At 65.8% G+C, this 26,390-nt stretch carries 25 protein-coding genes; 9 read left to right on the forward strand and 16 right to left on the reverse strand.

What is annotated here, in order from left to right; translation table 11 throughout:
- Positions 1–67: 67 nt before the first annotated feature.
- Positions 68–1,195, forward strand: a complete 1,128-nt coding sequence (locus QX126_RS26435) for an integrase core domain-containing protein (protein WP_409998081.1) — start codon at positions 68–70, stop codon at positions 1,193–1,195.
- 193 nt (positions 1,196–1,388) lie between these two features.
- On the opposite strand, the gene QX126_RS26440 is transcribed toward QX126_RS26435, so the two are convergent.
- Positions 1,389–2,735 carry an IS4 family transposase gene (locus tag QX126_RS26440; protein ID WP_315781472.1) on the reverse strand — a complete coding sequence of 449 codons (1,347 nt, stop codon included), beginning with the start codon at positions 2,733–2,735 and terminating at the stop codon, positions 1,389–1,391.
- A gap of 323 nt (positions 2,736–3,058) precedes the next feature.
- Here QX126_RS26440 and QX126_RS26445 point away from each other — a divergent pair, with 323 nt between their 5' ends.
- Complete coding sequence (locus QX126_RS26445) at positions 3,059–6,577, forward strand: PAS domain-containing hybrid sensor histidine kinase/response regulator (RefSeq protein ID WP_315784739.1); 3,519 nt, start codon at positions 3,059–3,061, stop codon at positions 6,575–6,577.
- A 172-nt stretch (positions 6,578–6,749) separates the two neighbouring features.
- Here QX126_RS26445 and QX126_RS26450 read toward each other — a convergent pair whose 3' ends face one another.
- Positions 6,750–7,685: a LysR substrate-binding domain-containing protein gene (locus QX126_RS26450; RefSeq protein ID WP_315784741.1), complete on the reverse strand. Its 936-nt coding sequence runs from the start codon at positions 7,683–7,685 to the stop codon at positions 6,750–6,752.
- A gap of 206 nt (positions 7,686–7,891) precedes the next feature.
- Between QX126_RS26450 and QX126_RS26455 the strand changes: the two genes are divergently transcribed.
- The gene (locus QX126_RS26455; protein ID WP_315784744.1) at positions 7,892–9,205 is read left to right on the forward strand and encodes an MFS transporter; all 1,314 of its coding nucleotides are present in this window, start codon (positions 7,892–7,894) and stop codon (positions 9,203–9,205) included.
- An 883-nt stretch (positions 9,206–10,088) separates the two neighbouring features.
- Here the strand turns inward: QX126_RS26455 and QX126_RS26460 are convergent.
- Positions 10,089–10,763, reverse strand: coding sequence for a response regulator (locus QX126_RS26460; protein WP_008961908.1), 675 nt, complete (start codon positions 10,761–10,763; stop codon positions 10,089–10,091).
- A gap of 352 nt (positions 10,764–11,115) precedes the next feature.
- Between QX126_RS26460 and QX126_RS26465 the strand changes: the two genes are divergently transcribed.
- Positions 11,116–12,786 carry an MFS transporter gene (locus QX126_RS26465; protein ID WP_315735921.1) on the forward strand — a complete coding sequence of 557 codons (1,671 nt, stop codon included), beginning with the start codon at positions 11,116–11,118 and terminating at the stop codon, positions 12,784–12,786.
- A 108-nt stretch (positions 12,787–12,894) separates the two neighbouring features.
- Here QX126_RS26465 and QX126_RS26470 read toward each other — a convergent pair whose 3' ends face one another.
- The 3 genes from QX126_RS26470 to QX126_RS26480 all read right to left on the reverse strand — a co-directional run bounded on the left by QX126_RS26470 (position 12,895) and on the right by QX126_RS26480 (position 14,679).
- Positions 12,895–13,362 carry a secondary thiamine-phosphate synthase enzyme YjbQ gene (locus QX126_RS26470; protein WP_315784746.1) on the reverse strand — a complete coding sequence of 156 codons (468 nt, stop codon included), beginning with the start codon at positions 13,360–13,362 and terminating at the stop codon, positions 12,895–12,897.
- 24 nt (positions 13,363–13,386) lie between these two features.
- On the reverse strand, positions 13,387–13,953 hold the full coding sequence (locus QX126_RS26475) for a hypothetical protein (protein ID WP_315773769.1): 567 nt from the start codon (positions 13,951–13,953) through the stop codon (positions 13,387–13,389).
- A gap of 102 nt (positions 13,954–14,055) precedes the next feature.
- Complete coding sequence (locus QX126_RS26480) at positions 14,056–14,679, reverse strand: 2-hydroxychromene-2-carboxylate isomerase (protein ID WP_315735914.1); 624 nt, start codon at positions 14,677–14,679, stop codon at positions 14,056–14,058.
- A gap of 286 nt (positions 14,680–14,965) precedes the next feature.
- Between QX126_RS26480 and QX126_RS26485 the strand changes: the two genes are divergently transcribed.
- From QX126_RS26485 to QX126_RS26505, 5 genes are all read left to right on the forward strand, one after another.
- Entirely contained in the window at positions 14,966–15,343 is a 378-nt protein-coding gene (locus QX126_RS26485; protein WP_315784748.1) for an AtpZ/AtpI family protein, read from the forward strand.
- A gap of 73 nt (positions 15,344–15,416) precedes the next feature.
- Positions 15,417–16,160, forward strand: a complete 744-nt coding sequence (locus QX126_RS26490) for a F0F1 ATP synthase subunit A (protein WP_315735910.1) — start codon at positions 15,417–15,419, stop codon at positions 16,158–16,160.
- Between the two features lie 40 nt (positions 16,161–16,200).
- Positions 16,201–16,428, forward strand: coding sequence for a F0F1 ATP synthase subunit C (locus QX126_RS26495; protein ID WP_006615622.1), 228 nt, complete (start codon positions 16,201–16,203; stop codon positions 16,426–16,428).
- A gap of 28 nt (positions 16,429–16,456) precedes the next feature.
- On the forward strand, positions 16,457–17,032 hold the full coding sequence (locus QX126_RS26500) for a F0F1 ATP synthase subunit B' (protein ID WP_315717910.1): 576 nt from the start codon (positions 16,457–16,459) through the stop codon (positions 17,030–17,032).
- A complete protein-coding gene (locus QX126_RS26505; protein ID WP_315784750.1) occupies positions 17,032–17,523 on the forward strand; it encodes an ATP F0F1 synthase subunit B in 492 nt (163 codons plus the stop codon). Before QX126_RS26500 ends, QX126_RS26505 begins: the two co-directional genes overlap by 1 nt.
- Before the next feature lie 122 nt (positions 17,524–17,645).
- Here the strand turns inward: QX126_RS26505 and QX126_RS26510 are convergent, their stop codons facing one another.
- From QX126_RS26510 to QX126_RS26555, 10 genes are all read right to left on the reverse strand, one after another.
- On the reverse strand, positions 17,646–18,263 hold the full coding sequence (locus QX126_RS26510) for a hypothetical protein (RefSeq protein WP_315737009.1): 618 nt from the start codon (positions 18,261–18,263) through the stop codon (positions 17,646–17,648).
- Positions 18,264–18,405: 142 nt separating this feature from the next.
- Positions 18,406–18,993, reverse strand: a complete 588-nt coding sequence (locus tag QX126_RS26515) for a GNAT family protein (RefSeq protein WP_315735904.1) — start codon at positions 18,991–18,993, stop codon at positions 18,406–18,408.
- Between the two features lie 114 nt (positions 18,994–19,107).
- Positions 19,108–20,397, reverse strand: coding sequence for a pitrilysin family protein (locus QX126_RS26520; protein ID WP_315735902.1), 1,290 nt, complete (start codon positions 20,395–20,397; stop codon positions 19,108–19,110).
- Positions 20,397–21,812 (reverse strand): threonine synthase, encoded by a 1,416-nt coding sequence (gene thrC, locus QX126_RS26525; protein ID WP_315784751.1) that lies wholly within the window; start codon positions 21,810–21,812, stop codon positions 20,397–20,399. The genes QX126_RS26520 and thrC overlap by 1 nt, the downstream gene beginning before the upstream one ends.
- A gap of 537 nt (positions 21,813–22,349) precedes the next feature.
- On the reverse strand, positions 22,350–22,790 hold the full coding sequence (locus QX126_RS26530; protein ID WP_315784753.1) for a carboxymuconolactone decarboxylase family protein: 441 nt from the start codon (positions 22,788–22,790) through the stop codon (positions 22,350–22,352).
- Positions 22,708–23,187, reverse strand: coding sequence for a MerR family transcriptional regulator (locus QX126_RS26535; protein WP_315784755.1), 480 nt, complete (start codon positions 23,185–23,187; stop codon positions 22,708–22,710). Before QX126_RS26535 ends, QX126_RS26530 begins: the two co-directional genes overlap by 83 nt.
- A gap of 84 nt (positions 23,188–23,271) precedes the next feature.
- Complete coding sequence (locus QX126_RS26540) at positions 23,272–24,030, reverse strand: SURF1 family protein (protein ID WP_315784758.1); 759 nt, start codon at positions 24,028–24,030, stop codon at positions 23,272–23,274.
- A gap of 190 nt (positions 24,031–24,220) precedes the next feature.
- Positions 24,221–24,610: a DUF983 domain-containing protein gene (locus QX126_RS26545; RefSeq protein WP_315735883.1), complete on the reverse strand. Its 390-nt coding sequence runs from the start codon at positions 24,608–24,610 to the stop codon at positions 24,221–24,223.
- Between the two features lie 166 nt (positions 24,611–24,776).
- The gene (locus QX126_RS26550) at positions 24,777–25,634 is read right to left on the reverse strand and encodes a cytochrome c oxidase subunit 3 (protein ID WP_315757594.1); all 858 of its coding nucleotides are present in this window, start codon (positions 25,632–25,634) and stop codon (positions 24,777–24,779) included.
- Positions 25,635–25,721: 87 nt separating this feature from the next.
- On the reverse strand, positions 25,722–26,357 hold the full coding sequence (locus QX126_RS26555) for a cytochrome c oxidase assembly protein (RefSeq protein WP_315735879.1): 636 nt from the start codon (positions 26,355–26,357) through the stop codon (positions 25,722–25,724).
- Between the last annotated feature and the right edge of the window lie 33 nt (positions 26,358–26,390).

Raw genomic sequence — 26,390 nt, forward strand, 5'->3', positions numbered from 1 at the left:
CAGGGAGAGCAGTCCTGTGGAGCAGCGTATCGGGTTGTTTCGGGAGTACGACACGGGAGCTTTTTCGGTGACGGAGCTGTGCGCGCGGCACGGCATCAGCCGGGAGACGTTCTACGTTTGGGAGCGCCGCCGCGCGAGCGGGGATCCGCAGTGGTTCGAGGAGAAGAGCCACGCCGTGCAGAACTGCCCGCACGCCACAGCGGACCGGCTGGCACGGCGCATCATCGCAACACGACGACGGTTTCCGCATTTTGGCCCCAAGAAGATCAAGGCCTGGCTCGCGCGCGAGCGGCCGGAGGTCGACTGGCCGGCGGCCTCGACGATCGGCGACCTCCTGAAGCGTGAAGGCCTGGTCGAAGCGCGGCCACGCCGACGTCGGGCGATCGCGCAAGGCGAGCTGATCACGCCGGCGGAGGGCCCCAATGACGAGTGGGCGATCGACTTCAAAGGCTGGTTCCGCACTGGCGATGGCACGCGCTGCGATCCGCTCACCATCACCGATGCGGCGAGCCGCTATCTCATCGAGGTGCGCATTGTCGATCCGACCTGGGCTGGCGTGAAGGGCGCTCTGGAGCGCGTTTTCAAGGATATCGGCCTTCCCGACGCGATCCGCTCCGACAATGGAGTACCGTTCGGATCGACGGGAGCTGGCGGCCTTTCGGCGCTCTCGGTGTGGTGGCTCAAGCTCGGCATCGAGCCACGCTACATCCCACCAGCGAGCCCGCAGGACAACGGCCGGCACGAGCGCATGCACCGCACGCTGAAGGCCGAGACGTCGAAGCCACCGGCAGACACGGCCGCCGAGCAGCAGCGACGCTTCGACGCCTTTCGCCGCCACTTCAACGAGGAGCGGCCGCACGAGGCGCTCGACCAGGTGGCCCCCGTCAAGCTCTGGCGCAGGCCGGTGCGCTTCATGCCAGACCGTCTCGATGATCCCTGGTACGACGCCGATCACGAGGTCCGCCGCGTGCGTCCCACCGGGGACATCAAATGGCAAGGCGAGCACGTCTTCGTTGGCGAAGCGCTCGCCGGCGAACTCATCGGCCTCGCCAAGCACGATACCGGCGGCCACATCGTCCGCTTCTGGGGCCGAGACCTCGGGCTGATCGACCGCGACCGCCGTTTCCTGCGCTTTGCTCCGCCGCGTGCGCGGCTCCGCGTCGCGCAGGAAACGGCGGAGACAACACAGCAGTGATCGAATAGTGTCAGGGATCAGCCCGGTCCAAAATGTCAGGGATCAACCCGGTCGGTCAGAGTCCCGCTCTCCATGAGACAGCCTGAGCTCTCTAAAGGAGCGAAGAGTCCAGCTGCTGACGATAAGGCCGAGGCGCGCGTCTAATTCAATTCAGTGCCCGGGGCCCCCCACCCCCAACCCCTCCCCGCAAGGGCTACGGGATTCCCGGTTTTATGCTTTGGGTTGCAAGTAGATAGCCTTCAAGCATTGCAGCGAGACGATCCCAGCCGTCTCGCATTGTCTTTGGCCCTGGTGGTTTACCGTAGCAATTCCAGCCGCCGAGGCGTGCCGCGATCCATGCGACGAACGCGAGGGAATCGGGAGGATGTGGGTTCTGCTGCCGCGCGGTCTTGCCTTCGAGCGTTTTTGATAGGTGCCCCAGAGCTGGTCTGAAGGCCGGGTCGATCACGTCGCTCATGGGACGGGGACTGCCGTCTCTGGCGTCGACAAGCTGGATGGTCCGGATAGCGCCAGCAAGCCCGATCGCCGCGAGATTGAACATGCGATCGGCATCGATGACCTGACTGTCGTCGAGAGCCAAGCCATCGCTCTTGAGAGCACGGAAGACCTGTTCGATGCGCCAGCGCAATCGATAGAGTTGCACGATCTGTTCGGCATCTGCCGCGCTGGCAACGGAATGGGTCGTGAGCAGATGCCACAACAACGGTGTTTTGCCGGCGGGCGCATCGATCTCACGCGCCTGTATCAAAGTCATTTCGATGGCATCGCAGGCCTCTGATCGTTTCAGGCTCTGTGGCCGGGCAAGAGACACGCTTCCGGCGCGAAGCTCGACGGTCGCCCCGCGCCCTTTATCGCCGGGGCCGCGCGGCGCCACCTTGACGAGGCTTGTTTTCAGCACCTTCGTCTCGGCAAGCGCTGCAAACAGCATTTTGCCATCGGACAGGCAGCGATCTTGCGCAGCACGCACGATCAGATCGAGCCCTTCCGGCTTACGCGTAAACAACGGGTAGATGTCGCTTTCGCGATCGGCGACCATCGTGACGCTGGCCGCCTCCGATAAGACGCCGGCAGCCGCCTGACAGCCATACAGCCAGCGTATCGACTCCTTATCCTCGATCGCTCGCTTGCGGCGAGCCGGAACTCGTCCGGCTGAGCGCGTCCAGATTTCCGCGTCGACAAGTCCCAACACCGCCTCGCTCTCGACGTCGAGGGCAATCACGGGATGGATGAAGAAGCCGGGTGTTTTTCCGTCCCCGCCAGGACCGAAGCCGCGCCGCTTCTTGTCACGGCCGGAGAAATTGATCTCGCTCGTGTCCTGGATCGCCAGAATACGCCGTCCCACGCATTGAGCCGCAGTCCGAGCCGCCAGCGTCTCGACGATCCGATCGACCGAGACGTGGTGCGAGGACAGAAATCGGTGAATGGCCTTCTCGCCGGCTCGCGTCTCCCCCAACTTCCGCAAGACCAGCGTGCCTGCTGTCGCCACCCGTTCGATCAGCCAGTCAGCCCGCTCCGCAACTCGAATATCGCCAAATGACATTCAAAGCTCTCCACCGAACCGGTCGAAAACTTTGAATCACATCCAGAAATCGCTTGGAATCGCTTTCGGGCATCCCGTAGCCCGCAAGGGGGAGGGGAGCTGACCGGCCACGCCGCGAGACACGGGCTCAGATCGTCACGACTCCACCGATCCGTCTGGATATGGAACGGACCGCCGCCGTCGAAGCGATACATCGCGCCGCCCTTAACGACGCCTCCTCGTTCCCTGCGTCCCTCGCCACATCCCTATCGCCCCGCCTCTCGCAAAGCGCTAAGTTCGCAGCCAATTCACGGGGCGCAGCGATCGAGGAGTTCGCGAAGGCCATGCTGCATGACTGGGGCGTGATCGCAGCCGCGTTCGGCTATATCGGCTTCCTGTTCCTGGTCGCCAGCCGCGGCAACCGGACCGGAGAACGGCGGCCGGCGGAAAGCCGTGGCCGGCTGGCTGGGCTGATCTACCCGCTGTCGCTGGCGATCTACTGCACCTCCTGGACCTTCTTCGGCTCGGTCGGCTTCGCCTCGCGCACCAGCGTCGACTTCCTTGCGATCTATCTCGGGCCGATCCTGATGGTCGGCGCCTGCACGCCGCTGCTGCGCCGGGTGATCCAGCTCGCCAAGTCGCAGAACATCACGTCCGTGGCCGACCTGATCGGCGCCCGCTACGGCAAGAGCCAGGCGGTCGCAGCAACGGTGGCGCTGATCGCGATCATCGGCTCGGTGCCCTACATCGCGCTGCAGCTCAAGGCCGTCGCCTCCTCGCTGCAGACCATCCTGATCGACGACCGCGCCTTCGCCCACATCCCGATCGTCGGCGACATGGCGCTGATGGTCACGCTCGCGATGGCCGTCTTCGCGGTGCTGTTCGGCACGCGACAGACCGACGCCACCGAGCATCAGCATGGCCTGATGCTGGCGGTCGCGACCGAGTCGATCATCAAGCTCGTCGCCTTCATCGCCGCCGGCGCCTTCGTCACCTTCTGGATGTTCTCGCCGGTCGAGCTGATCGAGCGCGCGATGAAATCGCCGGAGGCCGAGCGCGCGCTGGAATATGTGCCGGGCATCGGCAATTTCCTCACCATGACCCTGCTGTCGTTCTGCGCCGCAATGCTGCTGCCGCGCCAGTTCCATGTCAGCGTGGTCGAGAACGCCGACGACGCCGAGGTGTCGCGCGCGCGCTGGCTGTTCCCGTTCTATCTCGTCGCGATCAATCTGTTCGTGATTCCGATCGCGCTCGCCGGCCTCGTCACCTTCCCGTTCGGCGCCGTCGACAGCGACATGTATGTGCTGGCGTTGCCGATCGAGGCCAATTCGCAATGGCTGTCGATCCTCGTCTTCGTCGGCGGATTGTCGGCGGCGACCGCGATGGTCATCGTCGAATGCGTGGCGCTGTCGATCATGGTGTGCAACGACATCGTCGTGCCGCTGGTGCTGCAGCGTCAGGAGCAGCGCGAGATCGGCCGCGACTTCGCGGGCTTCCTGCTCGGCACCCGCCGCATCGCGATCTTCGCCATCATGGTGATGGCCTATTTCTACTACCGCGCGCTCGGCAACACCCAGCTCGCCGCGATCGGTCTGCTGTCGTTCGCCGCCATCGCGCAGCTCGCGCCGAGCTTCTTCGGCGGTCTGTTCTGGCGGCGCGCGACCGCGCGCGGCGCCATGGGCGGCATGCTGGTCGGCTTCGCCGTCTGGCTCTACACGCTGTTCATCCCGAGCTTCCTGGACACCTCGACCGCGGGCATCCTGTTTCTCCAGCACGGCCCGTTCGGGCTGGAGGCACTCAGGCCGCAGGCGCTGCTCGGCACCGATCTGCCGCCGCTGCTGCATGGCGTGCTGTGGAGCCTGTCGCTCAATCTCCTGACCTACATCGTGCTGTCGCTGGCGCGGCAGCCGTCGTCGATCGAGCTCTTGCAGGCGGACATCTTCGTACCGGCCGAGCTGACGCCGAGTGCGCCGAGCTTCCGGCGCTGGCGCTCGACCGTGACGGTGCAGGACATCCAGAGCACGGTCGGCCAATATCTCGGTCCCGACCGCGCTCGCGCCTCGTTCGAGGCGTTCGCCGCCCAGCGCAACCTCCCGCTCGATCCGGCCGCGCCGGCCGATTTCGAGCTGCTGCGCCATGCCGAGCACCTGATCGCCTCCTCGATTGGCGCGGCGTCGTCGCGCCTCGTGATGTCGCTGCTGTTGCGCAAGCGCACGGTGTCGGCCAAGGCCGCCTTGAAGCTGCTCGACGATTCCCATGCCGCGCTGCATTTCAACCGCGAGATCCTGCAGACCGCGCTGAACCATGTGCGCCAGGGCATCGCGGTGTTCGACGCCGACCTGCAACTGATCTGCTCCAACGGCCAGTTCGTCGACCTGCTCGGGCTGCCGCCGGATCTGGTGCAGATCGGCAGCCCGTTGAAGGAAATCCTCGAATTCATGGGCACGATCGGCGCGCCGACCTATGAGGACAGCGAGGCGCTGCTGGCGCGCCGACTCGCCGCCTACACCACCGAGGGCGAGCCTTATCTGGAACGCCTCGCCGACCGCCACATGGTGATCGAGGTCCGCACCAACCGCATGCCGGATGGCGGCCTCGTCATCACCTTTACCGACGTGACGCCCTCGTTCGAGGCCGCCGAAGCGCTGGAGCGCGCCAATGCGACCTTGGAGAAGCGCGTGCGCGACCGCACCGAGGAGCTGACAAGGCTGAACTCGGAGCTCGCGCTGGCCAAGAGCGCCGCCGAGGACGCCAACATCTCCAAGACGCGCTTCCTCGCCGCCGCCAGCCACGACATTCTGCAGCCGCTGAACGCGGCGCGGCTCTACGTGACGAGCCTGGTCGAGCGGCAGACGGCGGGCGAGGATTCGCGCCTGGTCGAGAACATCGACGACTCGCTCGAGGCGATCGAGGAGATTCTCGGCGCGTTGCTCGACATCTCCCGGCTCGACGCCGGCGCGATGACGCCCTCGATCTCGAGCTTCAAGATGGCCGACCTGATGCGCTCGCTGGAGATCGAGTTCGCGCCGGCCGCGCGCGCCAAGGGTCTGGAGCTGGTGTTCGTGCCGTCGTCGCTGCCGGTCGAATCCGACCGCCTGCTGCTGCGCCGGCTGCTGCAGAACTTCATCTCCAACGCCATCAAGTACACGCCCAAGGGCCGCGTGCTGGTCGGCTGCCGCCGCCACGGCCAGTCGCTGCAGATCGGCGTCTACGACACCGGCGTCGGCATCCCCCCGGTCAAGCGTGGCGAGATCTTCAAGGAATTCCACCGCCTCGAGCAGGGCGCGCGGATCGCGCGCGGCCTCGGCTTGGGGCTGTCGATCGTCGAGCGCATCGCGCGTGTGCTCAATCACGGCATTGCGCTGGACTCGCGGCCCGGCCGCGGCTCGGTGTTCTCAGTGACGGTGCCGATCGCCAAGGCGATCAACCACACCGCCGCCGTCACCACCGCGACCCCGCTGGCAACGACGCCGATCGCGGGCGCCCTGATCGTCTGCATCGAGAACGATCCCGCGATCCTCGACGGCATGAAGACGCTGCTGACGGCGTGGGACGCCGAGGTGATCGCCGTCCCTGATCCGGAGTCCGCGGTGGAGGCGATCGCGGCACGCGACGGCGCCGTCACCGGCCTGCTCGTCGACTATCACCTCGACCGCGGCAACGGCATCGCCGCCATCCGCGACATCCGCCGCCGCTTCAATGAGGCGCTGCCCGCGATCCTGATCACCGCCGACCGCAGCCCCCACGTCCGCGCCGCCGCCCGCGACGACAACATCGCCGTGCTCAACAAGCCGCTGAAGCCGGCGTCGCTGCGGGCGCTGCTCGGCCAGTGGCGGATCCAGCAGATGGTGGCGGCGGAGTAGCGTGCGGGACCATGGTCGCGCGTGGCAGCTGCTCGGAGTTTCTGCGCGACCAGCTGGCGGCGGACTTTTGGATCAACCTGCAGAAGATGTAAGAATTGCGGTTGGCGCAGCAGGAGGTTGGCGACCTCATCAGAGAGCTGCCGACTCGTGCAGGGCTTCGGACGCAGCCCGGTTAGGTGAGATTTCGATCGGCGAACACCCCGAGGCTCGTCTCCTCGGCGGCGTCAGCGAGCCAGCCGACCAGAACCTTCGTGTTGCGATCTCCAATGAGTTCCGGGCTCCAACGTGCAATGTGAACCTTAGTCGAGAGCACGTCTGGAGCGGCTGCAAGTGCAGGAACGAGACGCCCGTCGCTGATCGCATCGGCGACGAGCAGGGAGCGTCCAATGGCAACGCCGGCTCCTTCCACGGCGGCCGTTAGACAAAGACCCATGTCTCCCAACACGAGACCGCGCGGCTCGGCGCGCTTGATCTCGAGCTTCTGGAACCAGTAGGACCAACTCCACTCGCCCGGGGTATGGCGCTTCTGGATCAATGGAAGGTCGAGCAGCGCCGCGGGGTCCGACAGCGGCCTCGCCTGCGGCAGCAACGACGGCGCACAGACCGGAAAGACACGCTCGCGAAACAGTGGTGCTTGCACCGACGTGGCGCGGGACTCGGTGAGTGTGGTCCACAAGATCCGCACGTCCAGCGGCGGCTCGCCATCAGCCTCGGACTCGACGGGCACGAAATCGATCTCGATGTCCGGATGGAGCGCGCGAAAGGCTCTCAGCCGGCGAACCAGCCACCACGCGGCCAACGACGAGCCGGCCCCCAAGCGCAGCGTCTGCCGGCCAGGTCGACGACGCAGACTGGTCCCGAGGCCCGCGATCCCATCCAGCAGGCCTGCAAGCTCGCCCTGCAATCTCGCGCCGTCCTCGCTCAGTTCGATCCCGGGATTCAGTCGCCTTAAGAGTTGCACGCCGAAAAACTCTTCCAGACGGCGGACCTGATGACTGATCGCACTCTGTGTCACGCCCAGTTCGTCGGCGGCGCGCGTAAAGGAGCGATGGCGAGCGACCGCATCGAACGCAATCAGCGGGCGGAAGGGCGGCAGGCGTCGGGTCATCGGGCTCGTTCTCCAGGAGCATGATATAGATTCATGCCGCTTTGAGGAACGATCATTCGCGTTGGCAGGAGGTGGTGAGGCATGAAAGCCGCATGCCAAACGCACCTTCTACGAAGCGTACACCCGCATCTTATCATCCAAGTCACAGCACGACCGCAGCTTCGCAGCCCACTGGCAGCGCCCTGTCGACGCTGATCGCCTCATGCATGAGCGGCTTCTTGTTTCAATTCGATCTCACCGCGCTCTCGGCGGCGTTGCCGGACATTGCATCCAGCCTGTCCGCTGACGTTGCGCAGCAAGCCTGGGTGATCGACGTCTACAGTCTGGCGTTGATCTTTGCGCTTCCGCTGGCAGGCCCGGTCGCCGATCGGTATGGGCGATGGCGCGTGTTCATGACCGGCGCCATTCTCTTCGCCCTCGCGTCGGCGCTATGCGCGACCGCGACCACCCTGTTCGGTCTCTTGGCCTGGCGCGTGTTTCAGGGGATTGCCGGCGCTGCGCTGACGGCATCTGCGTCGGCCCTCGTCGCCGCCGCCTACCCTGGCTCTCGCCGGGCTTGGGCCTTCGGCATATCGGGGACCGTCATCGGCGCGTCGATGGTGGCCGGGCCACCGCTCGGCGCGCTCATTGCGGCGACGCTGGGATGGCCGTGGGTGTTCTGGATCAACATCCCCATCTGCGTCGCGCTGGTGCTGCTGACGGGTCGAACCGCCAGCAACCATTGCCCTTCAAGGACATCTGCGCCACTAGACTGGGCCGGGCCCGCGGCACTTGCGCTGGGCGTCGGGTTGCTCGCGTTCCTGATGCTGGCTGATCATGGCCCTGAAGGATCGGGCCTCATTGCAACGCCTCCCGTGCTCGGCGGCTGTATCGCCGCCTTCGCGCTCTTTGTCCGCATCGAGCGGCGGCACGCTGCGCCCGCGTTCGATTTTGCGCTGTTCGGCTCGCCACGATTCGTGGCGATGTGCCTGGTCCCCATCGCTGGCTCGATCGGATTCTGGGCCCTTCTCGTCCACTTGCCGCAAATGGCGCGCGGGCCCATGGCACTCAGCCCGGCGGCCACCGGCCTTCTGCTGACAACCTTGACGGTGCCCATGGTGCTGCTTCCATCCATTGGGGCCAAGCTGGCCGCGACGCTGCCGGCGCGCTGGTACTTCGCAGGTGGGCTCGCGATCGTGGGCGGAGCCGATCTCCTGCTCGCGCTCGCGACCTACGACCTCCGCACGACGCTGGCCATCTGGGCCGTCGTCGGCGCGTTGCTGATCGGCGGCAGCGGTTGCGCGTTGTTCAACGCGCAGATCACGGCTGCGGCCGTTTCGGCCGTACCACCTGATCGTGCCGCGACGGCATCGGCCATCTGCGTGACGATGCGACAGATCGGCTTCGCGTTCGGGATCGCGCTGATCGGCGCCCTGCTGCAGCGCGACGACCCGCACGCCTACGCGACGGCCTTCGCCGCGGTGGCGGCGTGCATGCTTGGTCTCACCGCTGTGGCATTCGTTCTGCTCAATCGACCCTGAAAAATCTCCCTTGGTTGCCGATGCACGCATTGCCCGGAGGAGCATGTGCACCAGCTGTCTCCGCCGAATGAGTGGAGTGTGACTGGACCGGCGACGACGTCTCCGGATTTGAGCATGCTGCACCGGCACTCGCACGTCCGATGCAACTTGCGACGGAGTTTGATTTCGTCTTGTCACGTCAACTGGATCAGAATCTCCTGCTCTCGCTGGCCCAAAATCTTGTTTCTTTTTTCCAGAAATCATGCTACGAGTCGCGCCATCCCGTGCCCGCCATGAGGGGCGCTTCGCGATCGTCACGAACGTGGGGCGCGGGATGCGGTGGGCGCGTCGGGTCGCAGCGTGCTTTGGCATGCCGACGAACGATCCGGCGCGCACGGTCAAGCCGTGTGGTCCTGGCATCCCGTTGCTGATGCCAAATCCGTGACGACGGTGTTGCGGATGACGGGGGCAAGAAAGCCGGTCCCCGAGGAGAGCGCGGAGCAGCCGTTAAAGCCATCGCGCAGGGAAGGCCGGGTGTTTCGGCCAGACCTGTGGTGACTGCCGCCTGCTTTTTTTCTGCAGGCGGGCCACGGGCGCGGCCAGCGCCCGGCCTTCCCTGCGCCCTCTATCTTCAAGAGGGCCGATGATTGGCAAAGCTCGGACGCGCTGTGCGCCGCGAGGCCGTGAAGGTGTGTCGCGAGTGAAGCAGAAGGCGTGCGGAATGGACGCTGTCCACATACACTGCAAGGCGGCATCAAGCGCCGGCCAATCGCGCCTCCGGCAGACAGCTGCGGGGTATCGTCATTCCGGGGCGGCTCGCAGAGCCGAGCCCGGAATCTCGAGATCCCGGGCCCCGTCCTTCGGACCATCCCGGAATGACGGCTCATCCAGATTTTCCCGTCGCCTACTTCCCCGTCGGCGTGTCCTGTCGCCAAGCGCTGCCCGCGATCTTCGCGGCCGCGATCACCGCCTGGGTGCGGCTCTCGACGCCGAGCTTTTGCAGGATGGCCGAAACATGCGCCTTGATGGTCGCCTCGGAGACGCCGAGCTCGTAGGCGATCTGCTTGTTGAGGAGGCCCTGCGACAGCATCATCAGCACGCGCACCTGTTGCGGGGTCAAGGTGACCAGCCGGTCGCGCAGCTTCGTCATCTCCGGATCGGCCCCGGCGGCGAGGTCGGTGTCGGGCGGCACCCAGACGTCGCCGTCCATCACCTTCTTGATGGCATCGCGCAGCGTATCGACGCCGAACCGTTTCGGGATGAAGCCGGACGCGCCGAAATCGAGCGAGCGGCGGATCGTCGCGCCGTCGTCGCTCGCCGACACGATGACCACCGGGATCGCCGGATATTGCGCGCGCAGATAGATCAGGCCCGAGAAGCCGGAGATGCCGGGCATGGTGAGGTCGAGAAGTACGAGATCGACCTCGGAATCCTTTTCCAGCAGTGCGGTGAGGTCCTCGAACGAACCGGCCTCGTCGACCACGGCCTCCGCGAGCACGCTCGCGACCGCCTGCCGCAAAGCGTTGCGGAACAGCGGGTGATCATCGGCAATGACGAGATGGGTGCTGGCAGCCGCCATGAATCCAGATTTGACCTTGCGAGACCGACGACATGCTGCAACTGCACGCGCCCGGTTTTCCGGAAATACTCGCCCGGCCACCGGTTGCATGCAAGCGTCCAATTCCACTTGCAGGGAAGGCGGTTAATCCGAACCTTGTGCAACGCAACATCGGTAACGCGACGGCCTTTCACCGAACTTGATCCGCCGCAATGTCCCCATCTTTCCCGCGCGCCGCAGAGGGCAGAGCCGAAAGTCGTATTGGGGCGGGTTTCACTGCAATGTTACTGAAGGCCAAGGTCTCCGCGACCTGCGCCGTCCAAGTCCGGCATGCGGAGGCGAAAGCCATCATCACAACAATCATGGGGAGCGAATGCCGATGTCGACAATGGTAGCCACACAAGCGAGATCGGGAGGCATGACGAAGGACGAACGCTTCGTCATTCTGGCTTCCTCTCTCGGCACCGTGTTCGAGTGGTACGACTTCTATCTCTACGGATCGCTGGCCTCGATCATCGGCGCGCAGTTCTTCAGCGCCTACCCGCCGGCCACCCGCGACATCTTCGCGCTGCTGGCCTTCGCCGCCGGCTTCCTGGTCCGCCCGTTCGGCGCCATCGTGTTCGGCCGCATCGGCGATATCGTCGGCCGCAAATACACCTTCCTGGTCACGATCCTGATCATGGGTCTGTCGACCTTCATCGTCGGCATCCTGCCGAACGCCGAGACCATCGGCTTCGCTGCGCCGGTGATCCTGATCGGTCTGCGCCTGCTGCAGGGCCTCGCGCTCGGCGGTGAGTATGGCGGTGCGGCCACCTACGTCGCCGAGCATGCGCCGATGGGCAAGCGCGGCTACTACACCTCCTTCATCCAGACCACGGCGACGATGGGCCTGTTCCTGTCGCTGCTGGTCATCCTGTTCACCCGCACCATCATCGGCGAGGCCGACTTCGCCAAATGGGGCTGGCGCGTTCCGTTCCTGGTGTCCGTGCTGCTGCTCGGCGTCTCCGTCTGGATCCGTCTGCGCCTCAACGAGTCGCCCGTGTTCCAGAAGATGAAGGACGAGGGCAAGAGCTCGAAGGCGCCGCTGACGGAAGCGTTCGCGAACTGGGGCAACGCCAAGATCGTGCTGCTGGCCCTGATCGGCGCCACCATGGGCCAGGGCGTGGTCTGGTATACCGGCCAGTTCTACGCGCTGTTCTTCCTGCAATCGATCCTGAAGGTCGACGGCTACACCGCCAACCTGCTGATCGCCTGGTCGCTGCTGCTCGGCACCGGCTTCTTCGTCGTGTTCGGCATGCTGTCCGACAAGATCGGCCGCAAGCCGATCATCATGGGCGGCTGCCTCATCGCGGCGCTGACCTTCTTCCCGATCTTCAAGATGATCACCACCAACGCCAACCCGGCGCTGGAGAAGGCGATCGAGGCGACGAAGGTGGAAGTGGTGGCCGATCCCGCCGGCTGCGGCGATCTGTTCAACCCGGTCGGCACCCGCGTCTTCACCGCGCCTTGCGACACCGCCCGCGCCTTCCTGGCCCAGTCCTCGGTCAAGTACTCGACCGTGTACGGTCCGGCCGGCTCCGGCGTGAAGGTTACCTTCAACGGCAAGGAAGTGCCCTACACCGACGCCAAGACCAGCAACCCGGCGCTGACGGCGGCGATCGGCGAGGCCGGCTATCCGAAGGCCGGCAACCCGACGATCGTGAAAATGGCGCATCCGTTCGACATCTTCCGTCCGCAGGTCGCGGCGATCATCGGTCTGCTGCTGATCCTGGTGATCTTCGTCACCATGGTCTACGGCCCGATCGCAGCGATGCTGGTCGAGCTGTTCCCGACCAAGATCCGCTACACCTCGATGTCGCTGCCCTACCACATCGGCAACGGCTGGTTCGGCGGCCTGCTGCCCGCCACCGCCTTCGCAATCGTGGCCTCGACCGGCGATATCTATGCCGGCCTGTGGTACCCGATCACGTTCGCCGTGATCACCGCGGTCGTCGGCTTCATCTTCCTGCCGGAGACCAAGGACGTCGACATCCAGGCCGATTGATCACGAGGCGAGCGGCACCCCGCTCGCATCTGCTTCCAACGACGAACGGCCGCGGATCGCTCCGCGGCCGTTCCGCTTTTTGCGCCAGGGATTTTCTCTTTTATGGCCTCAGGCCGCGCCGATGAACTGCAGCACCACCTCGCGCCGATGCGGACGCGCGCGATGCTCGATCAGATAGAGCGCCTGCCATGTGCCGAGCATCATGCGGCCGTCCTGCACCGGCACCTGCTGCGAGACCGCGCTCAACATGGTCTTGACGTGCGCCGGCATGTCGTCGGGTCCCTCTGTGTCGTGCACCCAACCGGCATTCTCCGGCGCCAGCCGCGCCAGCACCGTGGCGAGATCGTGCAGCACGGTGGGATCGGCATTCTCCTGGATCGTCAGCGACGCCGAGGTGTGGCGAATGAACAGGGTCACCGCGCCTTCCCTGGCGGATACTTCACGCAGGAACGCCTCGACCTCGCGCGTGAGATCGGTGAAGCCGCGGCCCGAAGTCTGTACGGTCAGAGTCGAGGTTACGATCGTGTTGATGACGCTCACCGAGGGCGCGCTGCGCGACATCGATCTGGCTGGCATGCGTTCAGCCTCCTCGAAGCGGTCTCAGATCCTGCCCGAGACGTCCTTCTGCACCCGCGTCGCCATGTCGAGCAGCCGGCGCCAAGCCTGTTCGAGGAACCCCATCATGCGATCCATGTCCTGGTCGCTGGGCAGCGGGATCTCGAGCTTGCGCGTTGCATCGGAGGATTTCGATTCACCGGGCTTGTCCCCCGTCTTGGGTTCGACTTTCTTCAACTGATCGGATTTGGGCAGCGCCTGATCTTTCGGCAGCGGCTCATCGATCTTGCCGGAGATGCTCTGGTCGCGCGACGCGAGCTGGCCCTTGAGCTTTTCATTCTCCGCCTGCAGACGGCCGATCTCGGCATCCAGCGCGGCGCGCTCATCGGGCACCGCGTAACAGGCGAAGCCCGACCCACCGCTGTTGTTGCACATCGAGACCGCACCGGTCCTCGTATCGAGCCGGATCACGCCATCCGATGTCGTCGACATCGTGTAGCGTCCCTTGTCGCCGTCAGGCGCGGTGTCCTCGATCGCAAACGCCTCTCCGCCCAGGCAGCTCAACGCCAACAGCGCGAGGAGGGGCGGCCGGTAGGGCTTCGTGAGACTCATGGCTGGCTCTCCCAGGCGCATTCGCAACCGCCGCCATGCACGCCGACATTGTGTCGCGGCCATGACGTTGCCCCAGGTGCGATCCCCTGCCACAGGCCGCACCTATGTTTCGGACGTATAGGCGGAGCGACCGGATTTCAACGCGTCCGCCAGCAGCTCGAGCCGGTCCTGCCCCCAGAAGATCTCGCCGTCCAGCACATAGGCCGGCGAGCCGAACACGTCGGCCGCGATCGCGTCCTGCCGGTTCTGCTCGTAGGCCGCCCCGACCATGTCCGTCGCCGCCTGCGTCACGAGATCGCGGCCCGGCAGTCCGGCTGCATCGGCCAAGCCGGCGATCACCTCGGCATCCGCAAGATTGAGCTGCTGCTCCCAGATGGCCGGGAAGGCGCGCTGCAGATAGGGCTCCGGATCGAGGCCGGCCTGCTGCGCCGCGATGACGACGCCGTCGGCGAGCCGGGCGTTGAAGGGCCAGTTGTTCGGCTGGATGTGGAAATCAAGACCGCGCTTGTCGCGCCACCGCTTCAGCTCGACGATGCGATAGCGCTGCCGCGCCGGATGGCGCTTGGCCAGTGGAAGCCCGCCGGTCTCGGCGAACAGATCCACCAGCATGACCGGCTTGAGGTTGACGGTCGCCCCGTGGCTCGCGGCGATGTCGCGGAACAGCCGGTGGCCGATATAGGCCCATGGCGACTGCAGCGAGAAATAGTAGTCGATCTGGCGCGCCATGCGGGTTCCCGTGTCGGTTGGAGCTCAGCGAGAGCTGATCAGAGGGTCCTGACGGGTGCAAGATCGCAGCCGCACACAACACTGTTGATGCGGCGCGGTGACACGCGCGACCGATCTGACGAAAAAGCCGAGAAAACGTGTAAATTCAGGCATCTAACAGTTCAACACGCAATCTTGACTTGGGGGGATGCGGTCAGTATGGTCCGCCCGGCTTTAAAGGGCGATGGGGCGCTAATTCCTGAAACTCGCGGCACCGGGTCGGGTCTCCACACGTGGCGGATGGCACATGGCGGATGACACGAACGAGAGCAGCGGACACAAGGATCGCGACAAGTCGCCCGATGAGGCTGCGCTTTCCGCAAGGCTCGGAAGTCTCGACCAACGGTTGTCCGAAATTCGCGACGGCCGAAAGATCGGGGCTGATCAACCTGGAAACGGCAGCGGTGACACTGCAGCCCGGGCTTCGGCCATGGCGCGTGGCCTGCGACTGTCGTCCGAGTTGATCGCCGGTGTCCTCGTCGGCGCGTTGCTTGGCTGGGGCTTCGACCGCTTGCTGTCGACATCGCCCTTCGGTTTCATCGTGTTTTTCCTGCTCGGCTTTGCCGCCGGCGTGTTGAACGTGGTGAGATCCGCAGGCATAGCTCCCGACAGGCCCCGCCAGTGAGATCAGCGCGGAAGATCGTCGAGTGAATTGCAAAGCGCCGGCGTGGCCGGTGAACAACTGAGACGCCACGCGGATGATCGATCCGATCCACCAATTCCATCTCAACAAGATCTTCACGATCGGCCACATCGGCAATCAGGAGATCACCTTCACGAACTCGTCCGCGTACATGCTGCTCGCGGTCGTGCTCATCGCCGTCATGATGATGGCGGCCGGGCGCGCGCTCGTGCCGGGCCGGTTCCAGTCGGTGGTCGAGCTGTCCTACGAATTCGTCGCCAACACCATCAGAACCAGCGCCGGCTCGCACGGCATGACGTTCTTCCCGCTGGTGTTCTCGCTGTTCATGTTCATCTTCGTCTCGAACATCGTCGGCATCATCCCCTACACCTTCACCGTCTCCAGCCACATCATCGTCACCTTCTCGCTGGCGCTCTTGGTGTTCCTGACGGTCATCATCTACGGCTTCTACAAGAACGGCCTGAAGTTCTTTAAGCTGTTCGTGCCGTCCGGCATCCCCGCGGTGATCCTGCCGCTGGTGGTCGTGATCGAAATCATCTCCTTCTTCTCCCGCCCGATCTCGCACAGCGTCCGTCTGTTCGCCAACATGCTGGCCGGCCACGTCACGCTGAAGGTGTTCGCGAGCTTCGTGACCATGCTCGGCGCGCTCGGCTTCGTCGGCAAGGTCGGCGCGTTGCTGCCGCTCGGCCTCACGGTCGCGCTGACCGGCCTCGAGCTGATGGTCGCGTTCCTCCAGGCCTACGTCTTCACGATCCTCACCTGCATCTATCTCAACGATGCTATCCATCCGGGCCACTGATCCGGCCCTCTCTACCAAACCCCTCAAAGGAGTTCGTTTCATGGATCCGGTTGCAGCGAAGTACATTGGCGCGGGCATTGCCTGCATCGGCATGGGTGGCGCGGGTGCCGGCATCGGCATCATCTTCGGCAACTATCTGTCGGCCGCTCTGCGCAATCCGTCGGCTGCCCAGGGCCAGTTCGGCAACCTGATTTTCGGCTTCGCGGTGACCGAAGCGCTCGGCATCTTCTCGCTGCTGATCGCGCTGCTCCTGCTGTACGCCGTCTAAGACGGCCTGAGCCGGACAGGAGAAGCCCGTGGCTGAAAGTCATGGCGAGGCCAAGGGCGGCGAGGCCAAGGGCACCGCAAGCGCCCATACTGAGGCCGATGGCGGGCATGGTTTCCCTCCCTTCCAGAAGGAAACCTTTCCCTCCCAGATCGTCTCCCTGGTGATCGCCTTCGTGGCGCTGTACGTGATCGTCTCGCGTGTGGCGCTGCCGAAGGTCGGGGCCGTCATCGACGCCCGCCAGAAGTCGATCGACGGCGATCTGGCTGAAGCGCAGCGGCTGAAGGATGAATCCGAAGCCGCGATGAAGGCGTATGAAAGCGAGCTGGCGACGGCTCGTGCCCGTGCCCAGGCGATCGGAGCCGAGACCCGCGAGAAGCTCGCGGCTTCTTCGGACGCCGAGCGCAAGGCGCTGGAAGACAGCCTCGCAGCCAAGCTCGCGGCGGCGGAGAAGTCCATCGCCACCACGCGCACGACCGCAATGAGCAATGTCCGCGGCATCGCCGCAGACGCAGCCAGCGCGATCGTGAAGCAGCTCACCGGTAAGGCCCCTGCGGCCAAGACGGTCGAGGCTGCGGTCGATGCTTCGTTGAAGGGAACAGCCTGATGCATTTGCTTGCTGATCCGGAAACCTGGGTTGCGATTGCCTTCGTGATCCTGATGGGCCTGTTCGCCTATCTCGGTGTCCACCGCACGGTCCTGAAGGCCCTCGACAATCGCTCCGAGCGCATCAGGAACGAGCTGGCGGAGGCCAAGCGGCTCAAGGAAGAGGCGGCCAAGGTGCTCGCCGATTACAAGACCCGCCGCGCCAGTGCCGAACGTGAGGCCGAGGAGATCATCACCAGCGCCAAGGCGGAAGCCGAGCGCATCGCGGCGGAGGCCAAGGCCAAGATGGAAGACTTCGTCGTCCGTCGCACCAAGGCCGCCGAGAGCAAGATCGCCCTCGCCGAGGCCCAGGCTCTCGCCGACGTCAGGTCCGCTGCGGCGGATGCCGCCGTCCAGGCCGCCGCGACCGTGCTGTCGCAGTCGGTCAAGGGCGCTCTTGGCGAAGACCTCGTGGCCAAAGGCATCGCGGAAGTCGGCCGCAAGCTGAACTGAGCGGCAGTCCATCTGATCCAGAATCTTCAAAAGGCCGGGGCGATTTCATCGCGCCGGCCTTTTGCGTTGAAGGCCATCAGCCCCGGACGTGCCGAGCGCGGCCTCGCCGTCGTTCACTCGCCTCACCTCCGCTTCTTGCCGTGCGGCCGCTCCGGGGTCAGGGCCTGCGGGTCGAAGCCGATGTAGAAGACGTAATTGTCGGCATTGGCGCCGGGCGGCGGGACCGGATAGACCATGTCCTCGGCGACGATCGTGAACGGCACGCTGCCGTCCTCGGTCATCTGCACCGTGGTGCGATACGACTTGGTCGCGATCACCTTCTCGCCGATGCCGCCCTGGACCACGGCGATGCGCATGGGAATGTCGACGCTCGCCGGCGCGCCCGCCGGTCCGGCAACGATGCGCCCCTGGATGCCGATCTTGGCGATGATTTCGGCCCCGTTGAGATTGCATTCGCGCGCGGTCTTCGTGATCGACGCCTGGAACCGGACGTCATTGCCGACCGCCTGCTTGCCGGGCGCGGCCACGGCGTAGGTCGAGGCGCCGGCGCGAATGCTGACCGGCGGACAGGTCAGGCCCTCGGTCGGATCGGCCTGCGGTCCGCCGCCGGCCGGCAAGTTCTCCTGTCCCTTGTTGTCGGAGCCGCCGCCGAACAGGCTCTTGAAGCGGTCGGTCAGCGATTGGGCGGCCGCCGGCGGCGCCGCGCCCGCGGCTCCCAAGGCCAGCAGCACGGCTGCCAACGTCCCAACCCTGATCACGCTCGTCTCTCGCATCGTCTGATATCCCCGGCAACTCGGTCGCCCAGCCCAGGCGTCTATACCCAATTCAGAGGCCGGAACCAGCCCCGATCGGCCTCTCCCGCGGCCATCCCGATCACGATTGCTACCCCCGGAAATCCTCGTGCAACAGGCCATAGAGGTAATGGTCCTGCCAGACCCCGTTGATGCACAGGTAGCGACGCGCCAGGCCCTCGCGGGTGAAGCCGCATTTCTCCAGCACGCGAATCGACGGCGTATTGGTCGGGATGCAGGCCGCCTCGACCCGGTGCAGATTGAGCTCGCCGAACAAGGTCGGCAGCAGCAGCCGCAGCGCCGCCGTCATGTAGCCATGATGCGCGAACGGCTGCCCCATCCAGTAGCCGATGGTGCCGGCCTGAACGATGCCGCGGCGGACATTGGCGAGCGTGATGCCGCCGAGCATGGCGCCATCCTGCTCGCGGAAGAGGATGAACGGATAGGAGCGGTCGGCCGAGATGTCCTCGGCATAGCGGCGCAGCCGGCGGCGGAAGCCGGAGCGCGTCAGGTCGTCGGACGGCCAGATCGGCTCCCAGGGCGTGAGATAGTCGCGGCTGATCTCGCGCAGCCGCGCCCATTGCGCGTAATCGGCCATCTGCGGCGCGCGCAGCAGCAGGCCCTGGCCGCGCGGAGCCAGCGCAGCCGGTCCGTTGGATGGCAAGCGAAACAGGGCCATCTGTGATGCTCCCCCTGCTCTTTCCGGGTCGAAGCCTGCTCCGACCCACCCCAGATCTCCGGCGCCGAGTCCTGGCGGAATTCAATGCGAAGACCGCACCGAGCCGCACCACGTTCAGTGCAGTTGGGCCTTCGATCTCGAACCGGTCAGACCTTCGGCGAAAGTTACCGCTGTGTCCAGACCCCTGCCGGTGCCGAGCGCGACGACGGCCGGCTTGCTGCGTGCGAGCAGCGCTCGCGCCGCATCGCGCGTGCTCTCGACGCTGACCGCCTCGATCTTGGCGACCATCTCCTGCAAGGTCTGCGGCCGTCCATAGGCCAGGATATGCCGCGCCAATTGCTCGGCACGGGCACTGCAGCTCTCCAGCGCCATCAGCAGCCCGGCCTTCATCTGCGCCTTGGCGCGGGCGACCTCGGCCTCGCTCAAGGTCTCCACCGCATTGCCGATGATGTCGACCACGACCTCCATCATCTCGGGCGCGTCAGCCGGATCTGTCCCGGTGTAGAGGCCGAAGAAGCCGGTGTCGCTATAGGGCGCGTGGAACGTGTAGACGGAGTAGCAGAGCCCCCGGTTCTCGCGCACCTCCTGGAACAGCCGGGACGACATGCCGCCGCCCAGGATGTTGGTGAACACCTGCAGCGAGAACAGCGACGGATCGGCCTGCGGCACGCCCTCGAGCGCGAGCGTCAGATGCGCCTGCTCGAGATCGCGGTGCACGACGCGTGAGCCGCCCTTGCCGAATGTCGCCGGCAGCGGCTTCGGCGCCGGGCCGCCATTGAAGCTGGCAAATCGCTTCGTCACATCCTCGACCACCCGCTGATGATCGACGGCGCCGGCGGCCGCGACCACCATGTCGGGTCCGCGATAATGCGTCGACAGATAGCCGTGCAGCTTGTCGCGATCGAACGCCTCCAGCGTCTTGGCGGTGCCGAGCAGCGAGCGGCCCATCGGCTGGTCCGGAAAGCACAGCTCGTTGAGATGCTCGAACACGACGTCATCGGGCGTGTCCTGTGCCGCGCCGATCTCCTGCACGATCACGTTCTTCTCGCGCTCCAGCTCCTCCGGCACGAATGACGGATTGGCCAGAATGTCGGAGAGCACATCGAGCGCCATCGGCACGTCCGCCTTCAGCACGCGGGCGTAATAGGCCGTGGTCTCGGTCGAGGTGCCGGCATTGAGATCGCCGCCGACCGCCTCGACCGTCTCGACGATCTCGCGGGCGCTGCGCGTCGTCGTGCCCTTGAACGCCATGTGCTCGAGCAGATGCGAGATGCCGTGCTCGTCCGGCTTCTCGTCGCGACCGCCGACGCCGGCCCAGACCCCGAGCGCCGCCGTCTCCAGATGCGGCATCGTGTCGGTGACGACCGTCAACCCCGTCGGCAGCTTGGTGACTTCCACACCCATCATGCAATTCCCTGCTTGGCGGCCCGGCTGACCGAGCGGATGAACTTCTCCACCTCGGCCTGGTCGTTCCGCATGATCCTGATGTCCTCGCGCTTGCTCATCAGCCCTTCGAGCCACACCGGCAGGTGCGGCCGCATCCCGCAGGCGGCCTCGACCGCATCGGGGAATTTGGCGGGATGGGCGGTCGACAGAACAATATTCGGCACCGACAGATCCGTGCCGTCGCGATCGGCTACAGCCAGCGCCACGGCGGTGTGCGGATCGACGAGATCGCCGGCCTCGCGGAAGGCGGCACGGATCGCCGCCGCGGTCTCGGTTTCGTCGGCGCGGCCGGCATCGAAATCGGCGCGGATCGCCGCCAGCATGGCATCCGGCAGCACGAAGCGGCCGGACTGCTTGAGGCTGTCCATCAGCCGCCGCACGGTGCCGGCATCGCGGCCGCCGGCTTCGAACAGCAGCCGCTCGAAATTCGATGACACCTGGATGTCCATCGAGGGCGAAGCCGTCGCATGCACTTCGCGCACCTCGTAGATGCCGGTCGTCAGCGTCCGGGCGAGGATGTCGTTGACGTTGGTCGCGACGCGCAACGTGCGCACCGGCAGGCCCATGCGCTTGGCGACATAGCCGGCGAAGACGTCGCCGAAATTGCCGGTGGGCACGGTGAAGTCGACGGCGCGGTGGGGCGCGCCGATCGCGACCGCCGAGGTGAAGTAGTAGACCACCTGGGCGACGACGCGCGCCCAGTTGATCGAGTTGACGCCCGACAGCCTGACCGAATCGCGGAAGCCGTGATGGTTGAACAGGCCCTTCACGATCGCCTGGCAGTCATCGAAATGACCTTCGATCGCCAGCGCATGCACGTTGGCTGCACCCGACGTCGTCATCATCCGCCGCTGCACCTCGGAGATGCGGCCATGCGGGAACAGCACGATCAGATCGGCATAGTCGCGGCCGGCGAAAGCCTCGACCGCCGCGCCACCGGTATCGCCTGATGTCGCCACGACAATGGTCGTGCGCTCGCCACGCTTGGCCAGCACGTGGTCCATCAGCCGCGAGATCAGCTGCATCGCCACGTCCTTGAACGCCAGCGTCGGGCCGTGGAACAGCTCCAGCACGAACTGGTGCGCTGCGCTCTGGTCGAGCGGCACCACGGCGGGGTGGCGGAAGGTCGCATAGGCCTCGTTGGCCATGCGGCCGAGCTCGGCATCCGAGATCTCGCCGGCGACGAACGGCTTGATGACCTCGACCGCGACCTCCCAATAGGGCCGGCCGAAGAACGAAGCGATCGTCTCGGGCGTCAGCTGCGGCCAGGTCTCGGGCACGTACAGGCCGCCGTCGCGGGCGAGCCCGGTCAGCATCACATCGCAGAAGGTGAGCGCGGGGGCTTCCCCGCGGGTCGAAACATAGCGCGTCAAACCGCTCTCCTGACCTGCGTCACCAGGCCATAACCCGTTGATTGAATTCGAAATCGGAACCGCCTGGCGGCAACATGGTCCGGCACCATAATGGTTTTGGCCCGTGCGCGAAACCGGTTGTTGGCACAGCAATGGTCGCGGCTCCGGGTTACGGCGGCGTTACGGACGCCGGCGCGGGAGCGCAGCGCATGGTGGCGCTCTGAACCAGCCTCCCGCTCCGCCGTCATCGCGCGGTTCAATGCGTTCGGTAGAAATGTTGACGATCGTCGTCTGCCGGGTATCTGCACGAGCTCGCCTGGGCGGCCGAGGGGCCGATCGTGATCCGGCAGGGCGAGGACATGGGCGTGCCCTGCTGCCTGCAGGTCGATCTCGACGGATCGGCCGGTGCGCCGGTGAAGGTCTCGGGGAGCGTGCGGTCGATCGGGACCAAGCCGTAGCCCGCAACCGTAGCCCGCATGAGCAACAGCGACATGCGGGGTCGGCACCGGTCCCGCATGTCGCGTTGCTCATGCGGGCTACGAGTGACCCGGCGGCCGCTCAGACCTGGGCGGCCTCCACGCCTTTGACGTCGGCCTCGGCGAACACGGCCTTGGCCGCGAACAGGCCGTTGAGCGCGGCGGGAAAGCCGGCATAGACCGCCATCTGCATGATCACCTCGGTGATCTCGTCGCGGCTGAGGCCGACATTGAGGCCCGCATGGATATGAACCTTGAGCTGCGGGCTGGCATTGCCGAGCGCGGTCAGGGCCGCGATGGTCGCGATCTCGCGGCTGCGCAGATCGAGGCCGGGCCGCGAATAGATGTCGCCGAACGGAAACTCGATCACGTAGGTCGCGAAATCCGGCGCGATGTCGGCGAGCGCCGCGATCACATTGTGGCCGGCCTCGCCGTCGATGCTATCGAGCGCGCGCCGGCCGCGCGCCAGCCGATCCTGATCGTTGTTGGCGCCCGATTGCTTGCCGCCCGGTATCGGGCTCATCGTCGTGGTTTGGCTGGGCGTTGATTGCGTCATCATCGTTCGTCCTCTCGTTCGCGCCGGCATAGCCGGCGATCTTGGCGTCGAGAACGAGAAGGCAATCCTGCAAGCTGGCGACGCGCGCCCGGACTGCGTCGCGATGGCGCTCCAGGAGCCGGCGTCGGCCCGGCTCCGTGGCAGCGCCGCCCGCGCGCAGCTCGGCATAGCGCAGCATGTCCCGGATCGGCATTCCCGTGGCCTTGAGACGGCCGAGGAATTCGATCCAGGTCAGGATCGATGCGTCGTAGTCCCGCTGGCGGGCATGATCGCGATCGGCCCTGGGCAGCAGCCCGATCCGCTCATAGTAGCGGATGGTATGGGGCGTGAGCCCCGACTGCCTCGCCAGCTCGCCGATCTTCATGCGCGCTCATCTCCATTCACGACGCCCGGCAGGCTACGGGTTCGAGCGCGCTCTAAGTCAAGCGCCGTTTCGCGGGCTACGGGGTCATCGACGCGACGCGCGCCGGCCCCGCGCCCACACCGCGAACGCGACGATCAACGCGGCGGCCAGAGAGAACCAGGTGATCGCGTATTGCATGTGCTCGTCGCGCAGATGCGGCGACAGCGGGCCGGGCTTGGGAATGCCATTGTCGGGCACCGGCGATTCCAGATCGATGTAGAACGGTGCGACCTCTCCCCAGCCGAGGGCGTTGGCCATGGCCTGATGATCCCTGGTGAACCACAGGCGCTTGTCGTGATTTTCCGCCGCGGTGAGCAGGCCGGCGGCTTCCGGGAAACGCAGATAGCCGGTCAGGGTCACGGGGGCGCCGGTGACGAGCTTGCCCACCTGGCGATCCTGGACGCTGCGTTCCTGCATCGTGTTGGCGACGAAGCCGGCGTCGATCACGACGGTCTCGCCGGACGGCAAGCGCGCCGGGAGGAACGCCCAGGTGCCCGGCCCGGAGACGTCCTCGCGCACGGCCGAGCCGGCGCTGTAGACCATGGCATCCGGCAGTCTGGTGTAGGTGGCGGTGAAGCTGACGCGGCGAAATTCGTCGCGCTCCGGCGTCAGCGTGCGCCATTCCGTCTGTGGCGGCAGCGGCTCGGGCGCAGCGGCGACGCGATCGGTGAGCGCGGCGATCAGCGCATGCTTCGCTGCCCGGCGCTGCAACTGCCAGACGCCGAGGCCGATGAACAGTGCGACCATGACGAGGGTGAAGGCGGCAAAGGCGCGAGATGAGGTGTTGGGGCGGGTCGAGGTCATTGTTGCAGGGCCGCCAACGACAGGCTGCACGCTCTGCCGGCGCAGACGGTGCGCTCCCCTCCCCCTTGCGGGGAGGGGTTGGGGGTGGGGGTAGCCCCACAAAGACTGCCGCCGGAGCTACCCCCCTCCCCACCCCTCCCCCACAAGGGGGGAGGGAGCGCACCGCGCCGGCGGCGATCAGTTAAGTCCCTCATCGCGGCGTTTTGTCCACCAGGCGGCCGGGGGCGGCCTTGTGATGGAATTGCAGGGCGATCAGCAGCGACTTCATCGCGCGCAGCGGCAGCAGCGTCGTCACCAGGATCAGCGGTCCCCATAGCGCGGCGTGGACCCAGAACGGCGGCTGATACTTCACCTCGACGATCAGGGCGGCGCCGACCACGATGGCGCCAGCGAGCATCATGATGAAGATCGCCGGACCGTCGCCGGTGTCGATGAAGGCGTAGTCGAGATCGCAGGCTTCGCAACGCTTGCGCAGGTTGAGGAAGCCGTCGAACAGCTTGCCCCGGCCGCAGCGCGGGCAGCGGCAGGCGAGCCCGCGCAGGACGGTCTGGGCTAAAGTGACGGGCGGATGGGTGGTCATGGTGTCTTGCCCCCTGGGCGGCCGGGCGACGCCTCATGGTGATACAACCGGAGGCGACGAGAGCGGATCACATTTCGATCAACCGCCGGGCGCCGCCGCAACGAGAAAGGGCGGCCCGACGGCCGCCCTTTCTTAGCACGTTCGGCGGAAGCGGTGCGCGCCAGCTTCAGTGCGCGCCGTGGGCCATCGCCTCGGCGCCGTGGCCCCAGACGTAGATGCAGATGAACAGGAACAGCCAGACCACGTCGACGAAGTGCCAGTACCAGGCGGCGAACTCGAAGCCGAGATGCTGCTTGGGCGTGAAGTGGCCGGCATAGGCACGCGCCAGGCAGACGATCAGGAAGATCGTGCCGACCAGGACGTGGAAGCCGTGGAAGCCGGTCGCCATGAAGAAGGTCGAGCCGTAGATGTGGCCGGCGAACGAGAACGTCGCGTGGCTGTACTCATAGGCCTGCACGCAGGTGAAGGTGGCGCCCAGGAGGATGGTGAGGATCAGGCCGTATTTCAGGCCCTTGCGGTCGCCCTCGAGCAGCGCGTGGTGTGCCCAGGTCACCGTGGTGCCCGAGGTCAGCAGGATCAGCGTATTGAGCAGCGGCAGATGCCAGGGATCGAAGGTCTCGATGCCCTTTGGCGGCCAGACGCCGCCGAACAGGGCGTCGCGGGTGGCCTGCACCTCGAAGTTCGGATACAGCGCGGCATTGAAATAGGCCCAGAACCAGGCAACGAAGAACATCACCTCGGAGGCGATGAACAGGATCATGCCGTAGCGGTGATGGAGCTGCACCACGCGGGTGTGATCGCCCTTGTACTGCGCTTCCTTGATGACGTCGCCCCACCAGCTCGCCATGGTGTAGAGCACGCCGATGGTGCCGATGCCGAACACGACCGGCGCGGCGCCGAACATCTTGTGCATCCAGCCGATCGCGCCGAACGCCATGATGAAGGCCGAGACCGAGCCGACGAACGGCCAGGGGCTCGGGTCGACGAGATGGTAGTCGTGATGCTTGGCGTGCGCCTCAGCCATGTCAGGTCTCTCCCCAGATCGATGCCGGTCGCGCCGGCACGGTGTCGTTCAACAGCAATGGTCCCCGGATATCGGACGTCCGCGCGGTCACAGGTTGCCCCGCGGTTTGTCCGGCTCGCCCGCGGCGATCGGCTTGGGCTCGGCGTCGCGAACGGGATAGAAGGTGTAGGACAGCGTGATCGTCTTCAGCCCGTCATTCTCGTGATCGGCCGTGATCGCCGGATCGACGTAGAACACGACAGGCATCTCACGGGTCTCGCCCGGGGCCATGGTCTGTTCGGTGAAGCAGAAGCAGTTGATCTTCTGGAAATAGGCGCCCGACGTCAGCGGCGTCACGTTGTAGGCCGCTTGCGCCATGGTGGTGCGCGCCGCCTGGTTGGTGACCTTGTAGTAGACCGTGACCACCTCGCCGATCGCGACCTCGATCTCGGTCTTCTCCGGCTCGAACTTCCACGGCAGCCCGCCGGCGACATTGGCATCGAAACGGATGCCGATCCGGCGCGCCAGCGGCGCCGACGACGGCGCCGCGGTCGCGACCTGCGTGGTGCCGTTGAAGCCGGTGGCGCGGCAGAACCAGTTGTAGAACGGCACGGCGGCATAGGACGCGCCGACCATCAGCACCACGACGGCGCCGCAGATGCCGCCGACCAGCGCATCGCGGCCGAGGCCGCGGCGCGGCGCGGCCGGCGCTGTCGCCGGAACGATCTGGTCGGTTGTCTCCATTGCGGTCTGCTTCGCCCTGTCCTGCATCGCGTC

The organism is Bradyrhizobium sp. SZCCHNPS1003 (genome assembly GCF_032381555.1).
Taxonomy (GTDB): domain Bacteria; phylum Pseudomonadota; class Alphaproteobacteria; order Rhizobiales; family Xanthobacteraceae; genus Bradyrhizobium.

Coding starts and splice junctions, on each gene's coding strand:
- QX126_RS26440 (WP_315781472.1), bottom strand. CDS start 2,735: ATGTCATTTGGCGATATTCGAGTTGCGGAGCGGGCTGACTGGCTGATC.
- QX126_RS26445 (WP_315784739.1), top strand. CDS start 3,059: ATGCTGCATGACTGGGGCGTGATCGCAGCCGCGTTCGGCTATATCGGC.
- QX126_RS26450 (WP_315784741.1), bottom strand. CDS start 7,685: ATGACCCGACGCCTGCCGCCCTTCCGCCCGCTGATTGCGTTCGATGCG.
- QX126_RS26455 (WP_315784744.1), top strand. CDS start 7,892: ATGAGCGGCTTCTTGTTTCAATTCGATCTCACCGCGCTCTCGGCGGCG.
- QX126_RS26460 (WP_008961908.1), bottom strand. CDS start 10,763: ATGGCGGCTGCCAGCACCCATCTCGTCATTGCCGATGATCACCCGCTG.
- QX126_RS26465 (WP_315735921.1), top strand. CDS start 11,116: ATGCCGATGTCGACAATGGTAGCCACACAAGCGAGATCGGGAGGCATG.
- QX126_RS26470 (WP_315784746.1), bottom strand. CDS start 13,362: ATGCCAGCCAGATCGATGTCGCGCAGCGCGCCCTCGGTGAGCGTCATC.
- QX126_RS26475 (WP_315773769.1), bottom strand. CDS start 13,953: ATGAGTCTCACGAAGCCCTACCGGCCGCCCCTCCTCGCGCTGTTGGCG.
- QX126_RS26480 (WP_315735914.1), bottom strand. CDS start 14,679: ATGGCGCGCCAGATCGACTACTATTTCTCGCTGCAGTCGCCATGGGCC.
- QX126_RS26485 (WP_315784748.1), top strand. CDS start 14,966: ATGGCGGATGACACGAACGAGAGCAGCGGACACAAGGATCGCGACAAG.
- QX126_RS26490 (WP_315735910.1), top strand. CDS start 15,417: ATGATCGATCCGATCCACCAATTCCATCTCAACAAGATCTTCACGATC.
- QX126_RS26495 (WP_006615622.1), top strand. CDS start 16,201: ATGGATCCGGTTGCAGCGAAGTACATTGGCGCGGGCATTGCCTGCATC.
- QX126_RS26505 (WP_315784750.1), top strand. CDS start 17,032: ATGCATTTGCTTGCTGATCCGGAAACCTGGGTTGCGATTGCCTTCGTG.
- QX126_RS26515 (WP_315735904.1), bottom strand. CDS start 18,993: ATGGCCCTGTTTCGCTTGCCATCCAACGGACCGGCTGCGCTGGCTCCG.
- QX126_RS26520 (WP_315735902.1), bottom strand. CDS start 20,397: ATGGGTGTGGAAGTCACCAAGCTGCCGACGGGGTTGACGGTCGTCACC.
- QX126_RS26530 (WP_315784753.1), bottom strand. CDS start 22,790: ATGAGCCCGATACCGGGCGGCAAGCAATCGGGCGCCAACAACGATCAG.
- QX126_RS26535 (WP_315784755.1), bottom strand. CDS start 23,187: ATGAAGATCGGCGAGCTGGCGAGGCAGTCGGGGCTCACGCCCCATACC.
- QX126_RS26540 (WP_315784758.1), bottom strand. CDS start 24,030: ATGACCTCGACCCGCCCCAACACCTCATCTCGCGCCTTTGCCGCCTTC.
- QX126_RS26545 (WP_315735883.1), bottom strand. CDS start 24,610: ATGACCACCCATCCGCCCGTCACTTTAGCCCAGACCGTCCTGCGCGGG.
- QX126_RS26550 (WP_315757594.1), bottom strand. CDS start 25,634: ATGGCTGAGGCGCACGCCAAGCATCACGACTACCATCTCGTCGACCCG.
- QX126_RS26555 (WP_315735879.1), bottom strand. CDS start 26,357: ATGGAGACAACCGACCAGATCGTTCCGGCGACAGCGCCGGCCGCGCCG.